A 13647-nucleotide genomic window follows, 5' to 3' on the forward strand; every position below is an offset into this window, starting at 1 on the left:
TTACTGCGTGATCAGTGCACGTCCTTCCAGTATTCGCGCTTGAGCAAGTAGGCGAATACGAAGAAGAAAGCCAGGTACAGCAACACGTAGGTACCGATGCGCTGGCTTTCCAGTTTGACCGGGTTGGCCGAATAGGCCAGGAAGGTCACCAGGTTCTTGACCTTCTCGTCGAACTGCTCGGTGTTCAGGGTACCGGAATTCGGCGTAATGGTCAGCTGGTCACAGGCTTCATGGGTGAGCGGGCTACCCGTCAATGGGTCGAATTGCTTCTTGCCATCGACCACCATCTGCACCTGCTTGCAGCCAATCACCTGGTTGCCTTGCAGGCCGACCAGCACGTTGGGCATGCCGACGTTCGGGAACACCTTGTTGTTGACCCCGTACGGGCGCGACTTGTCTTCATAGAAGCTGCGCAGGTAGGTGTACAGCCAGTCGGTACCTCGCACCCGCGCAACCAGGGTAAGGTCGGGCGGGGCAGCACCGAACCAGGTCTTGGCGTCGCTGGGCTGCATGCCGATCTGCATGTGATCGCCAATCTTGGCCCCGGTGAACACCAGCTTCTCGAGCATCAACTCATGAGGGATGCCGAGGTCATCGGCAACCCGCTCGTAACGCTGGAACTTGGCACTGTGGCAACCCATGCAATAGTTGGCAAAGGTGCGCGCACCGTCCTGCATGGCCGCTTTGTCGGTCAGGTCGATATCGACCTTGTCCAGCTCCAGGCCGTGTTCGGCAGCGAAGGAAAAGGCAGGCATCACTGCCAGCAAAAATACTGCAATCAACTTTTTCATCAGCCAGTCACCCTTTCCGGAACCGGTTTGGTCTTCTCGAGCCTTGTGTAGAACGGCATCAACACGAAGTAGGCGAAGTACAGCACCGTGCACACCTGCGACAGCAAGGTACGCCCAGGCGTAGGCGCCAGTACGCCGAGGATGCCGAGGATGACGAAGGCAATGCAGAACACCAGCAGGAAGAGCTTGCTGATCCAGCCCTTGTAGCGCATGGAGCGCACCGGGCTGCGGTCGAGCCAGGGCAGCACGAACAGCACGGCAATTGCGGCACCCATGGCGATTACACCCATGAGCTTGTCAGGCACCGCCCGCAGGATCGCGTAGAACGGCGTGAAGTACCACACAGGCGCGATATGCTCGGGCGTCTTGAACGCGTTCGCCTGCTCGAAGTTGGGTTTTTCCAGGAAATAACCGCCCATCTCCGGGAAGAAGAACACCACGGCACAGAACACGAACAGGAACACCACCACACCGACGATATCTTTCACCGTGTAGTACGGGTGGAACGGAATGCCGTCGAGCGGAATGCCGTTCTCGTCCTTTTTCTTCTTGATGTCGACACCATCGGGGTTATTCGAGCCTACTTCGTGGAGGGCCAGGATATGCAGCACCACCAGGCCGAGAATCACGATCGGCAAAGCCACCACGTGCAAGGCGAAGAAGCGGTTCAGGGTGATGCCCGAAATCAGGTAGTCACCACGGATCCACTGGGTCAGGTCGCCGCCGATCACCGGTATGGCGCCGAACAGCGAGATGATCACCTGGGCACCCCAGTAGGACATCTGCCCCCAGGGCAGCAGGTAGCCCATGAACGCTTCCGCCATCAGCGCCAGGTAGATCAGCATGCCGAACAGCCACACCAGCTCACGAGGCTTCTGGTACGAGCCATAGAGCAGGCCGCGGAACATGTGCAGGTAGACCACGATGAAGAATGCCGAAGCGCCGGTGGAGTGCAGATAGCGCAGGATCCAGCCGTACTCGACGTCACGCATGATGTACTCGACCGAGGCAAAGGCCTCTTCCGCCGAGGGCGTGAAACTCATGGTCAGCCACACGCCAGTGACGATCTGGTTGACCAGCACCAGCAGTGCCAGCGAGCCGAAGAAATACAGGAAGTTGAAGTTCTTGGGCGCGTAATACTTGCTCAGGTGGTCTTCCCACATCTTGGTGGCCGGGAAGCGCGCGTCAATCCAGTCCATGAACTTGCTCATCATGCTTTCTCCTGGTCGACGCCGATGACGACAATGTCGTCCGACTCATAAGAATGCGGCGGTACTGGCAGGTTGAGAGGCGCCGGTTGCGCCTTGTAGACACGGCCGGCCAGGTCGTAGTGGGAGCCGTGGCAAGGGCAGAAATAGCCACCGACCCACTTCGGCCCGAGGTCTGCGGGCGCAACTTCCGGGCGAAAGGTCGGTGAGCAACCCAAGTGCGTGCAGAGGCCGACGAGAATGAGGATTTCCGGCTTGATCGAGCGGACCTCAGGGTCGACATAGGTCGGCTGTACCGAGCTTTTCGATTGAGGATCGGAGAGGTCACCTTCGATCTTCTTGAGGTTGCCAAGGATCTCCTGGGTACGCCGCACGATGAATACCGGCTGGCCACGCCATTCGGCAACCATCTGCTGCCCCGGCTCGACCTTGGCAATATTGACCTTCACCGGTGCCCCGGCTGCCTTCGCCTTGGCACTGGGAAACCATGACCCCACGAACGGTACCGCAGCCCCCACTGCCCCCGCTGCCCCGACCACGGATGTCGCGGCTACGAGGAAGCGGCGCCGGCCTGCGTTGACGCCGTCATTGCTCATTCAGTCCTCTCCCATCAGCTTGCTTGGCCAGTTGGACCTGACCTGTACTTAGGTTGTGTCTGTGGCACTAAAAATTGGTCGCCATGGTAAGAAACAAATCCACACAGTGACAAGGTGATTACCCCCACAGGGAGCCATAACCCGCGCTTTGCTTGATCTGCGTCTATGCGACCAGTGGTCACCGACATGCTGACAGGTTAGTTCAAGCACAAAAAAAAGCCCGGTTCCAAGGAACCGGGCTTTCTTCGACTGCCGAAGCGGTATTAACGCTTGGAGTACTGAGGACGCTTACGCGCTTTACGCAGACCCACTTTCTTACGCTCGACTTCACGAGCGTCGCGGGTGACGTAGCCAGCACGACGCAGAGCGCCACGCAGGGTTTCGTCGTATTCCATCAGAGCGCGGGTGATACCGTGACGGATAGCACCGGCCTGACCGCTGACACCACCACCGGAAACGGTGACGTAGATGTCGAACTTCTCAACGGTTTCGGTCAGCTCGAGCGGCTGGCGAACAACCATGCGAGCGGTTTCGCGACCGAAGAACACGTCCAGAGAACGGTTGTTGATGGAAATGTTACCAGTACCCGGACGCAGGAATACGCGAGCGGTTGCGGTCTTGCGACGGCCAGTGCCGTAATTTTGAGTCGCCGACATAATGAACTTTCCCGTTAGATCTTCAGTTCTTGAGGCTGCTGAGCAGTGTGTGGGTGAGCAGCACCCGCGTACACTTTCAGCTTACGGTACATGTCGCGACCCAGCGGGTTCTTAGGCAGCATGCCTTTGACCGCGGTTTCGATAACACGCTCAGGGGCCTTGGCGATCAACTTCTCGAAGTTGATTTCCTTGATACCGCCTGGGAAACCGGAGTGGGAGTAGTACATTTTGTCGGAAGACTTGGCACCAGTCACACGAACCTGTTCAGCGTTGATGACGACGATGTAGTCGCCGGTGTCAACGTGAGGGGTGTATTCTGGTTTGTGCTTGCCACGCAGACGGCTAGCGATTTCGGTAGCCAGACGACCCAGGGTCTGGCCAGCGGCGTCGACTACGAACCACTCGCGCTTTACTGTTTCCGGTTTAGCAGTAAAAGTTTTCATTCTCTAAAGCCTCAGAGGCCGCCCAGCGAAAAATAGACGGCGAATCTTACTGGATAGTGCACAGCTTGCCAAGGGCAAGCGCGCAGCCGAACGCTGACGCTTTTGGGGGCTCGGGTCGGGCACGCCAATGTTCGACGGGGTTCTTCCTGCGTGGTGGTGCATCACTTCCGCCACACGGAGAGGGGCAGAATTATCCAGATTGCGCGAAAAATTTCAACCTGCTTTGATGGGCTTCTTTTGCCAAGGAGTGTTTTCCCGATGGAATACCGCAAGCTCGGCCGTACCGACCTCGACGTCAGCGCCCTGTGCCTGGGCACCATGACCTGGGGCGAGCAGAACACCCAGGACGAGGCGTTCGAGCAGATTGCCCTGGCCAAGGCCAGCGGCATCAACTTCATCGACACCGCCGAGATGTATCCGGTGCCGCCACGCCCGGAAACCTATGCCGCCACCGAGCGCATCATCGGCAACTGGTTCCGTGCCAACGCCGATCGCGATGACTGGGTACTGGCCAGCAAGGTCGCCGGGCCCGGCAATGGCATCAGCCACATCCGCGACGGCCAGCTCAAGCACAACCGCCAGCACATCGTCGCCGCGCTGGACCAGAGCCTCAAGCGCCTGCAGACCGACCACATCGACCTCTACCAGCTGCACTGGCCGGAGCGCAGCACCAACTTCTTCGGCAAGCTGGGCTACCAGCACTTGGCCAACGACCTGTTCACCCCACTGGAAGAAACCCTCGAAGTGCTCGACGAACAGGTACGTGCCGGCAAGATCCGGCATATCGGCCTGTCCAACGAAACGCCATGGGGCACCATGAAGTTCCTGCAGCTGGCCGATAGCCGCGGCTGGCCGCGGGCGGTGTCGATCCAGAACCCTTACAACCTGCTCAACCGCAGCTTCGAAGTGGGCCTGGCTGAGGTGGCTATCCGCGAGCAATGCGGCCTGCTGGCCTATTCGCCCTTGGCATTCGGCATGCTCTCGGGCAAGTACGAGAACGGTGCCCGGCCGGAAAAAGGCCGGCTGACCCTGTTCAGCCGTTTCGCCCGCTACTCCAACCCGCAGACCGTGGCAGCCTGCAGCCGTTATGTACAACTGGCCCGGGCGCATGGCCTGGACCCGGCACAAATGGCCCTGGCGTTCGTGACCCGGCAGCCATTCGTCACCAGCAACATCATCGGCGCAACCGACCTGGTGCAGCTGCAGAGCAACCTCGACAGCCTGCAGCTGAACCTCAGTGACGAACTGCTCGCGGCGATCGAGGCGATCCATCAGGAACAGCCGAACCCGGCGCCTTGAGCTGAACCCGGTATCGGCTTCATCGCGGGTAAACCCGCGCCCACAGGGTTTGGTGCAGACCTTGAGGGGGCGGGGTAGACACAATCGCCAAAAAATAAGACGATCCAGCCGGTGATTGACCACTCTACCCTATAAGAACAATGACAATGATGTTTACCCAACCCTCCGCGTCGTTGCGGCGCGTCAGCATCCTGGCCATTGACAAGGTGTTCGCTTCGACCCTGATGCAGGCCAAGGATTTCTTCCACCTCGCCAGCTTGCGCTACAGCAAGCAGCTGGGCCTGGGCCTGCAGCCCATGTTCGAGATTCGCCTGGTGAGCCCCGACGCCCAGCCGGTGGACAGCTTCAGCAATGTGCAATTGCCGGTCGATGGCGGCCTCGACGATGCCGACGTCATCATTCTCCCGGCCTTCTGGGACGATTTCGACAACCTGCTGCAACGTTATCCACAGGTACTGCCTTGGCTGCGCGAACAGCACGCCCGTGGCGCCGTGCTCTGCGCCGAAGCCAGCGGGGTGTTCTGGCTGGCCGAATCCGGCCTGCTCGATGGCAAGGAGGCGACCACCTACTGGCGCTTCTTCAACAGTTTCGCCGAGCGCTTCCCGAAGATTCGCCTGAACCAGGACAAGCACCTGACCGACGCCGACAACCTGTACTGCGCCGGCGGCACCACATCAGCCTGTGACCTGTACATCTACCTGATCGAGCGTTTCTGCGGCGCCAATGTAGCGCGTGCCGTGGCCCGCGACATCCTCTACGAAGTACAGCGCAACTACACCCCAGGGCGCATGGGCTTCGGCGGCCAGAAGCTGCACCAGGACCTGATCATCCTGCAGATCCAGCACTGGCTGGAGGAGCATTTCGCCGACAAGTTCCGCTTCGAGGATGTGGCTCGCAACCATGGCATGAGCATCCGCAACTTCATGCGCCGCTTTCAAGGGGCGACCGGTGACAAACCGCTGCACTACCTGCAACGGTTACGCATCGAGACAGCCAAGGGGTTGCTGTCGAGCACACGCAAGAGCATCAAGACCATCAGTTATGAGGTCGGTTATGACGATGCGAGTTTCTTTGCGCGGCTGTTCCGCCAGCACACGGAGTTGTCGCCGAACCAGTATCGGCAACAATTCATGCAAGAGGCTTGAGGCCAGGGGGCTGCTGTGCGGCCCCCTGTTTACTTATGGCTTGTGCGCACGCGCCAGGAATTCGTGCGACTGCATTTCCAGCAAACGGCTGAGGGTCCGCTGGAATTCGAAGCTCAGGCGCCCGCCGGTGTACAGGTCCTTCAGCTCGACCTCGGCCGAGATGATCAGCTTGACGTTACGGTCGTAGAACTCGTCCACCATGTTGATGAAGCGGCGGGCGATGTCGTCGGTGGTGACGCCCATCTGCTCCACGTTGCTCAGCAACACGGCATGGAAGATCTTGCCCAGTTCGATGTAGTCGTTCTGGCTGCGCGGCCCGTCGCACAGGGCGCGGAAGTCGAACCAGGCGACGTCGTCGCAGGTGCGCAGGGCATTGATCGGGCGATTTTCGATCATCAGCACGTCGTTCTCGACGGCCTGGGTGCATTCCGGCGTCAGGGCCTTGAAGCTTGCGCGCATGCTCTGGTGCGCCGCGTCATCGAGCGGGAAGTGGTAAAGCTCGGCCTGCTCCAGGTGACGCAGACGGTAGTCGACGCCGCTGTCGACGTTCACCACGTCGGTGTACTGCTTGATCATGGCGATGGCCGGCAGGAAGCGTGCGCGCTGCAGGCCGTCCTTGTACAGGCCGTCCGGGACGATGTTGGAGGTCGCCACCAACGAGACGCCGTTCTTGAACAGCTCTTCCATCAAGGTGCCGAGGATCATGGCGTCGGTGATGTCGGACACGAAGAATTCGTCGAAGCAGATCACTTTGGCTTCTTCGCTGAAGCGCTTGGCGATGATGGTCAGCGGGTTCTTCTCGCCCTTGAGGGTTTTCATTTCCTCATGGACGCGCTTCATGAAGCGGTGGAAGTGCGTGCGCATCTTCTGCTTGAACGGCAGCGCTTCATAGAAGGTGTCGACCAGATAGGTCTTGCCACGCCCTACCCCACCCCAGAAGTACAGGCCTTTGACTGGCGTCTGCTCCTTCTTGCCGAACAGCTTGCCGAACACGCCCGGCTTGTTGTTCTGCGCGCGCACCAAGTCGTCGTACAGACGCTGCAGGTGACGTACCGCAGTTTCCTGCGCCGCGTCATGGAAGAAGTCGGGACGTTTCAGATCTGCTTGATATCGTTCTAGGGGCGTCATGATTTCGTTAGCGAGGCAACAAAAAACGGGCCGTCACTGTAGCGACAGGCCCGCTTAATGGCAATCAGACTTGCGGCGAAATGCCTCAGTCCTGTTGCGGCTGAAGCGCTACACGCAGGCTTTCGATGGCCGAATCACGGGCTTCGGCAGTGTCGAACTGCGGCCCGTCGGCAACCTGCTCACCGTTCAGCCACAGGCTGAAGCCCAGGCCATCAACGCGCACGTCGGCGTCGCCACCCTGCTGCAGCTGCTTGCTCACGGCACCGGCGCTCTTGCCGTCGGCGAAGCTGCGCGACAGCAGCAGTTGCTCGCCATCGGCGGCCAGCAGGCGGAAGCGGAAGCTGCCGTCTTCATCACGGAAGCTGACGAAGCGCGCGCTCTTGACGGCTTTTTTCTTCACTTCGGTGCTGGCCTGCACGCTGCTGCGGAACGAGCGCAGGCCCACGGCCTCACGCAGCTGCTCGAGGAACGGGGTGGCGATCAGGCGCGCCTTGGCGGCGCCGGCAAGGAGGATGTCCTCCAGGTCTGCCGGACGCGAAATCAGCTGGTGGTAGTGCTCGCGCTTCTCGGCCAGCTGGCCGTCGAGCAGCTGGAACAGGCGTTGCTTCGCTTCGCCCCAGCCCAGGCCCTGAAGCAGCTCTTCACGGAACTCGGCGCACTGCGACGGCGTCGAGAAGGCCTGGAACAGGGTGAACAGGTGCGAATTGTCCGGGTCCTTGGCTTCACCAGGTGCCCGCGAGTCAGTGACGATGCGCGAGATGGCGTCTTTCATGTCCTTGGCGCTGGTGAACAGCGGGATGGTGTTGTCGTAGCTCTTGGACATCTTGCGCCCGTCCAGGCCCGGCAGGGTCGCCACGCTCTCCTCGATCACCGCTTCCGGCAGGGCGAAGAAGTCGTTGCCCTGGCCGAACAGGTGGTTGAAACGCTGGCCGATGTCACGGGCCATTTCCACGTGCTGGATCTGGTCACGGCCGACCGGCACCTTGTTGGCGTTGAACATCAGGATGTCCGCAGCCATCAGCACGGGGTAGCTGTACAGGCCCATGGTCACGCCGGCATCGGGGTCTTCGCCGGTTTCGAGGTTCTTGTCCACCGAGGCCTTGTAGGCGTGGGCGCGGTTGAGCAGGCCCTTGGCGGCGACGCAGGTCAGCAGCCAGGTCAGCTCGGGGATCTCGGGAATGTCGGACTGCCGGTAGAAGGTCACCTTGGCCGGATCCAGGCCGCCGGCCAGCCAGGTCGCGGCAATTTCCAGGCGCGAGCGCTGGATGCGCAGCGGGTCGTCACACTTGATCAGGGCGTGATAGTCGGCCAGGAAGTAGAACGAGTCGACACCCGGCTGCTGGCTGGCGACGATCGCCGGGCGGATGGCGCCGGCGTAGTTGCCCAGGTGCGGGGTGCCGGTGGTGGTGATACCGGTGAGGATGCGCGTGGTCATGGGTGTTCGCTTATTCAGGCTTGGCTCAGTTCGAAAGGCGCGGCAGCAGCAGATCCTTCAGATCGGTCAGCTTGCCATGGAAGAAGTGTCCGCATTCTGCCACTTTCAGCAGCTCATGGGGGCGCCCCAGTGCGTCGGACCATTCGTAAACCAGCTGCGGATCGACGACTTCGTCGGCCTCAGGCTGCACCACGGCGATCGGGCAGCGCTGCGGCAGCGGGAAGTCGGCGGTCAGGCGCATTACCGCCGGGGCGATCATGAACAGCTGCTGCAGCTCCACGCCTTGCGCTTCCAGGCGCCCGGCCAGGCTGGTGGCGACGAAGCCACCGAACGAGAAGCCCATGAGCACCAGGGGCAGCTCGGGGTGTTGCGCGCGCAGCCACGCTGCGGCGGCCTCGGCATCGGCCACCTCGCCGGCCCCCATGTCATGGCTGCCGGCGCTCTGGCCTACACCGCGGTAGTTGAAGCGCAGGGTCACGTAGCCGGCGTCGCGGGCGGTGCGCTGCAGGGTCGAGACCACCTTGTTGAGCATGGTGCCGCCCTGGACCGGGTTGGGGTGGCAGATCAACACCGCACCGCGGGCATCGGCCACGTCCAGGTACAAGGCTTCCAGCTGGCCGATCGGGCCATCGATGAACAAGGGGGTTTCGCGGACAAGCAAGGCACTACTCCGTGACCTCGAAGGGGGTCGATTCGTCTAGGTGAGGAATTCTGTTCTGATTTGCGATCGCTCGCGGTATACAGCGCAGGTCTGAGCCGTTAACGTAAAGCAAAGCCGTTTATAGAGGAAGGACTCGTGGAACTCTCGCTACTTGTTTGGTTGTTGCCAACCCTGGCCCTGGTCATCGGTGTGGCGGTCGGTTTCATCGTGGCCCGCCTGTTGCCCAATGCAGCGCCCAGCAGCACCCAGCGTCAGCTGGATGATATCCAGAAGCGCTTCGACACTTACCAGCATGAGGTGGTCACCCACTTCAACAGCACTGCCGTGCTGGTCAAGCGGCTGACCCAGAGCTACCAGGATGTACAGGATCACCTGGCAGAGGGTGCCAATGCCCTGGCCCTCGACGAAGTGACCCGCCAACGCCTGCTGGCTGCACTGCACTCGGAAGGCACTCAGGTTCCACGCGATCGCCTGACCCCTCCAAAAGACACCGCCGAAGTGCCACGTGATTACGCGCCCAAAACGCCGAACTCGCCGGGCATGCTCGACGAGAGCTACGGGCTCAAGCGCTGAACAGCTGAACATGAAAAAGGCCTCGCATGAGGCCTTTTTCTTGGGCTGGATTCACTGGCCTGTTCGCAGGCAATCTAGCTGCAAGCCTTCAAAGCCTGCTCCACATCCGCCAACAAGTCCTCGACATCCTCCAACCCCACCGATAGCCGCACCAGCCCCTCGGAAATGCCGTGGTGCGCCCGCTCATCGGGCGTATAGCTGGAATGGGTCATGCTCGCCGGATGCTGCGCCAGCGACTCGGCATCACCCAGGCTCACCGCCCGGGCAAACAGTTGGAGTGCATTCATGAAGCGCCGCCCGGCGTCGATCCCGCCCTTGAGTTCGAAAGCGATCATCCCGCCCGGCAAGCGCATCTGCCGCTGCGCGAGTTCGTACTGGGCGAACGATGGCAGCCCCGGATACTGGATCAGTTCCACCTGTGGCTGGCGCGTGAGGAACTCGGCAATCTGCTGGGCATTCGCGCAGTGACGGTCCATGCGCAATGCAAGCGTCTTGATGCCACGCATCAACAGTGAGGCATCGTGCGGTGACAGCACCGCGCCAGTCATGTCCTTGAGGCCTTCAAGGCGAATCCGGTCCACCAGCGCCTTGCGCCCGATCACCAGCCCGGCCGTGATATCGCCGTGGCCACTGAGGTACTTGGTCGCCGAATGCACCACCAGGTCGGCCCCCTGCTCCAGTGGCCGCTGCAGGTAAGGCGTGCAATAGGTGTTGTCGACCACGATATGCAGGTCATGCCCCCGCGCCGCTTCAGCCACTGCGGCGATATCGACCAGTTGCATGTTCGGGTTGGCCGGGGTTTCGAAGTAGATCATCCGGGTCTTGTGGGTAATCGCCGCTTTCAGCGCCTTGGCGTCATTGAGGTCGACATGCCGCACCTTCACGCCGAACTCGCCGATGCCATGGTGCATGTAGGCGAAGGTGCAGCCATACACCGTGCGCCCAACGATCAGCTCATCACCGGGGCGCAGCAGGGTCCACAGCGTCGAGGTGATGGCCCCCATGCCCGACGCCAGCGCCAGGCCCGCCTCGCCCCCTTCCAGTGACGCCATGCGCTGCTCCAGCAAGGCCAGGGTCGGGTTGGAGATACGGCTGTAGAAATGCCCACCCTCCTCCCCGGCAAAGCAGGCCGCGCCGTATTCCACGCTGGGGAAGGCATAGGTTGCAGTTTGATAAACCGGTGGCACCAGGGCACCGCCGTGGGAAAGCGGGTCGTAGCCATGGTGGATGGCACGGGTGGAAAAACCGGTGTTGTTATGGGAGTCGCGCATGGCAACAGCCTCTAGTGGTTTGTTATAAGCTTATGCCACCGAGCTGTCTGATCTTTTCCAAAATTGCCCACGCGTTTGCGCCTGTTTTGGAATGAAAACAACAAATACAGCACCAGGAGGGCAAATCATGCCTTCAAGCCTCGACCGCACCGACCGCGCCCTGCTTGCCGCCCTGCAGGCCAACGCCCGCCTGACCATTGCCGAACTTGCCGACCAGGTCGCATTGACCACCTCGCCGTGCTGGCGGCGGGTCAAATTGCTGGAAGACAACGGCTATATCACCGGCTACCAGGCCATCTTGTCGCCTAAGTCACTGGGGTTCGGGGTGACGGCGTTCGTCAGCATCATGATGGATTCGCATACCAAGGACATGGCTTTGGCGTTCGAGCAACGGCTGATGGAGATTCCCGAGATTGTGGCTTGCCACAACATTTCTGGACGGTATGACTTTCTGCTGGAGATTCTGGCGAGGGACCTGGAGTCGTTTGGGGAGTTTACCCGGGAAGTACTGCAGCGGTTGCCGGGGGTGAAGGAGATTTATTCGAGTTTTTCTTATAAGGCAGTTAAGGAAAAACGGGTGATTCCGGTGTCAGAAGTGCACATCTGAAAAGCCACACAATCAATAACGATCTCCAAACTACTAGAATCAAAGCAAAGCATGCAGCTTGGAGATCGGCAAGACCTAATTCACCGCTACAACTCATGGATAATCATGAGGAATTTCAATGAGCGGACCAGGAATGGGAGGGTAAACATGAGGATATATTTTAGGTTTACGAGGCAGTCGTCCTGGCGCATAACCATGACGCGCCCATCGAACCTCCCCATTGCGGCCATCAAATATTAGAATGTTCCCGGTATCGGTAATTTTCAGATAATTATTTGTCCAATACGACCTATCCAGCGTCTCCGTGCTCTGCGCAGACCATATCCTATCGCGTGACGGATCATATAAAAATCCAGAGTTACTCACGACAAACTGAAGCGGTTCGCGAGATTGATTACGGAACGTAGAACTGTATGGCTGCGTATGGTCGGCGATCCAAACAGCCGAACCAGCGTCTTCCAAAACTAGATTACCATCGCCCCTAAGACGAAGTACAAATCTTCCATTATCAGACCTTATGAAATGCCCAGCCCGCATGGCCTGATTAGGAGGAAGCAATACTCCCCCAGACCCTTGGAACGGCTGATATTGTATCTGTTGATACTTGCTTTTCCCCATGACAAAAGTCCTATTCAGATAAGTTTCGGATACCACTCAGTAGTGGCATGCGCTCATCATCCGCAAATGCAATTCACCGTCACACCCAGAACATATTCCCGCCCCAACCATGGGGAAAATCTCCTACAGCAAAGATAGAGTTCTCCCACATACAATTATTACATTTCACATTTATAAATTAGCCATAATATCCAATGCATGGAAAGGACTCCCCGCTGGCCAAAAATAAACCACACTAAACAACGACCCAATAGGACGTTGCCAACACATAGACTCGAGCACCATATGATACAGCTATTAGCAGTCGTTATTTTCATATTGTCCGGATGCACAGGCGAAATGCCCCTACTGCTTCCTAACAGGCAAGAAATGAAATTTCAGTGTGACATAGACCCTTACAAACAAGGCTGCGAACGGCAGATGGACTATCAAGAGCACCGCCGCTGGATCAAGAAACCAACTAGCTGAACGATGATCTCACCATCAAACAAGAGAGAAATACCGGCATGACATTCCCGCTACCCAACTACATCGCAAAGAAACTGGAAAAACAATCCTTCCACAACTTCGACGATTTCTCCCAAGCCTTCTGGCTGGCAATCGCCGAAGACCCGGTCTACTCCCAACAATTCGTGACCTCGCAACTTAATCGGATCAAGCAAGGCTGGCCACCCCGCGCGCCTTTCGGTGAAACCGCAAAAGGCGTGCGCAACTATCAGATCTGTCACCTCGACCCACCCGCCTTTGGCGGTGCGATGTACGACGCAGACAACATGCGGATCATGAGCGTCCTGCAGTATGCGCTGTCATCGGAGGTGAAGTGGTGATCAGTCAAAAACACTGCCTTGCCGACTATACCTACGCCGAATTCACGACGGTGGTTGAGGAATTGCTACAGGCATCTGGTACATCCGTCTGGCAGGATCGCTTGCTCGAACACTTTATCGAGATGGCAGGACATCCGGATGGATCTGACCTCCTCTACCACCCGGCAAACGAACTGGAGGGCTGCGCCGTTGGGGTGATCACACGGATCGTTGCCTGGCGAAAATCAAAGGGACTTCCCCTGTTCAAGGGCATGCTACTGCCTGATAAGCAGAACCAGGAATTTGCTACCAAGTGCCTGTCTTGAGTTGTTTGGTGGTGCGCAAATCGAGCGCCGCGCGGGCGGCGCTCGATCTCACAGGCGCAGAAAAAACCAAGGCAAGCACCTGGC

The 13647-nt window shown here is 59.1% G+C and carries 15 protein-coding genes; 6 read left to right on the forward strand and 9 right to left on the reverse strand.

What is annotated here, in order from left to right; all coding sequences use genetic code 11:
* Window positions 1–11 precede the first annotated feature (11 nt).
* From HU738_RS19400 to rplM, 5 genes are all read right to left on the reverse strand, one after another.
* Complete coding sequence (locus HU738_RS19400; protein WP_054884638.1) at window positions 12–791, reverse strand: cytochrome c1; 780 nt, start codon at window positions 789–791, stop codon at window positions 12–14.
* Complete coding sequence (locus HU738_RS19405; protein WP_176508367.1) at window positions 791–2002, reverse strand: cytochrome b; 1212 nt, start codon at window positions 2000–2002, stop codon at window positions 791–793. Before HU738_RS19405 ends, HU738_RS19400 begins: the two co-directional genes overlap by 1 nt.
* Window positions 2002–2595: a ubiquinol-cytochrome c reductase iron-sulfur subunit gene (gene petA, locus HU738_RS19410; RefSeq protein WP_054884640.1), complete on the reverse strand. Its 594-nt coding sequence runs from the start codon at window positions 2593–2595 to the stop codon at window positions 2002–2004. Before petA ends, HU738_RS19405 begins: the two co-directional genes overlap by 1 nt.
* A 263-nt stretch (window positions 2596–2858) precedes the next feature.
* Window positions 2859–3251, reverse strand: coding sequence for a 30S ribosomal protein S9 (gene rpsI / locus HU738_RS19415; protein WP_003260797.1), 393 nt, complete (start codon window positions 3249–3251; stop codon window positions 2859–2861).
* 14 nt (window positions 3252–3265) lie between these two features.
* Window positions 3266–3694, reverse strand: coding sequence for a 50S ribosomal protein L13 (rplM, locus tag HU738_RS19420; RefSeq protein ID WP_003260798.1), 429 nt, complete (start codon window positions 3692–3694; stop codon window positions 3266–3268).
* Between the two features lie 258 nt (window positions 3695–3952).
* On the opposite strand from rplM, the gene HU738_RS19425 reads away from it, so the two are divergent.
* Window positions 3953–4993 (forward strand): NADP(H)-dependent aldo-keto reductase, encoded by a 1041-nt coding sequence (locus tag HU738_RS19425; RefSeq protein ID WP_186601255.1) that lies wholly within the window; start codon window positions 3953–3955, stop codon window positions 4991–4993.
* A 224-nt stretch (window positions 4994–5217) separates the two neighbouring features.
* Window positions 5218–6138, forward strand: a complete 921-nt coding sequence (locus HU738_RS19430) for a GlxA family transcriptional regulator (protein ID WP_176508366.1) — start codon at window positions 5218–5220, stop codon at window positions 6136–6138.
* Window positions 6139–6171: 33 nt separating this feature from the next.
* Here the strand turns inward: HU738_RS19430 and zapE are convergent, their stop codons facing one another.
* The 3 genes from zapE to HU738_RS19445 form a co-directional block, all read right to left on the reverse strand.
* Complete coding sequence (zapE, locus tag HU738_RS19435) at window positions 6172–7266, reverse strand: cell division protein ZapE (RefSeq protein ID WP_176508307.1); 1095 nt, start codon at window positions 7264–7266, stop codon at window positions 6172–6174.
* A gap of 85 nt (window positions 7267–7351) precedes the next feature.
* The gene (locus HU738_RS19440; RefSeq protein ID WP_186601254.1) at window positions 7352–8701 is read right to left on the reverse strand and encodes a tryptophan--tRNA ligase; all 1350 of its coding nucleotides are present in this window, start codon (window positions 8699–8701) and stop codon (window positions 7352–7354) included.
* Window positions 8702–8726: 25 nt separating this feature from the next.
* The gene (locus HU738_RS19445) at window positions 8727–9362 is read right to left on the reverse strand and encodes an alpha/beta hydrolase (protein ID WP_186601253.1); all 636 of its coding nucleotides are present in this window, start codon (window positions 9360–9362) and stop codon (window positions 8727–8729) included.
* A gap of 135 nt (window positions 9363–9497) precedes the next feature.
* On the opposite strand from HU738_RS19445, the gene HU738_RS19450 reads away from it, so the two are divergent.
* Window positions 9498–9935, forward strand: a complete 438-nt coding sequence (locus tag HU738_RS19450; protein ID WP_186601252.1) for a Z-ring associated ZapG family protein — start codon at window positions 9498–9500, stop codon at window positions 9933–9935.
* Window positions 9936–10009: 74 nt separating this feature from the next.
* Here the strand turns inward: HU738_RS19450 and HU738_RS19455 are convergent, their stop codons facing one another.
* Window positions 10010–11206, reverse strand: coding sequence for a methionine gamma-lyase (locus HU738_RS19455; RefSeq protein WP_186601251.1), 1197 nt, complete (start codon window positions 11204–11206; stop codon window positions 10010–10012).
* 127 nt (window positions 11207–11333) lie between these two features.
* Between HU738_RS19455 and HU738_RS19460 the strand changes: the two genes are divergently transcribed.
* The 3 genes from HU738_RS19460 to HU738_RS19470 all read left to right on the forward strand — a co-directional run bounded on the left by HU738_RS19460 (window position 11334) and on the right by HU738_RS19470 (window position 13563).
* Window positions 11334–11813 (forward strand): Lrp/AsnC family transcriptional regulator, encoded by a 480-nt coding sequence (locus HU738_RS19460; RefSeq protein WP_186601250.1) that lies wholly within the window; start codon window positions 11334–11336, stop codon window positions 11811–11813.
* Between the two features lie 1100 nt (window positions 11814–12913).
* Window positions 12914–13258, forward strand: coding sequence for a pyocin-S2/colicin E7-DNase domain-containing protein (locus HU738_RS19465; protein ID WP_367616180.1), 345 nt, complete (start codon window positions 12914–12916; stop codon window positions 13256–13258).
* A complete protein-coding gene (locus HU738_RS19470; protein WP_367616179.1) occupies window positions 13255–13563 on the forward strand; it encodes a bacteriocin immunity protein in 309 nt (102 codons plus the stop codon). Before HU738_RS19465 ends, HU738_RS19470 begins: the two co-directional genes overlap by 4 nt.
* Window positions 13564–13647 lie beyond the last annotated feature (84 nt).

The sequence above is a fragment of the Pseudomonas vlassakiae genome, assembly GCF_014269035.2.
Classification (GTDB): domain Bacteria; phylum Pseudomonadota; class Gammaproteobacteria; order Pseudomonadales; family Pseudomonadaceae; genus Aquipseudomonas; species Aquipseudomonas vlassakiae.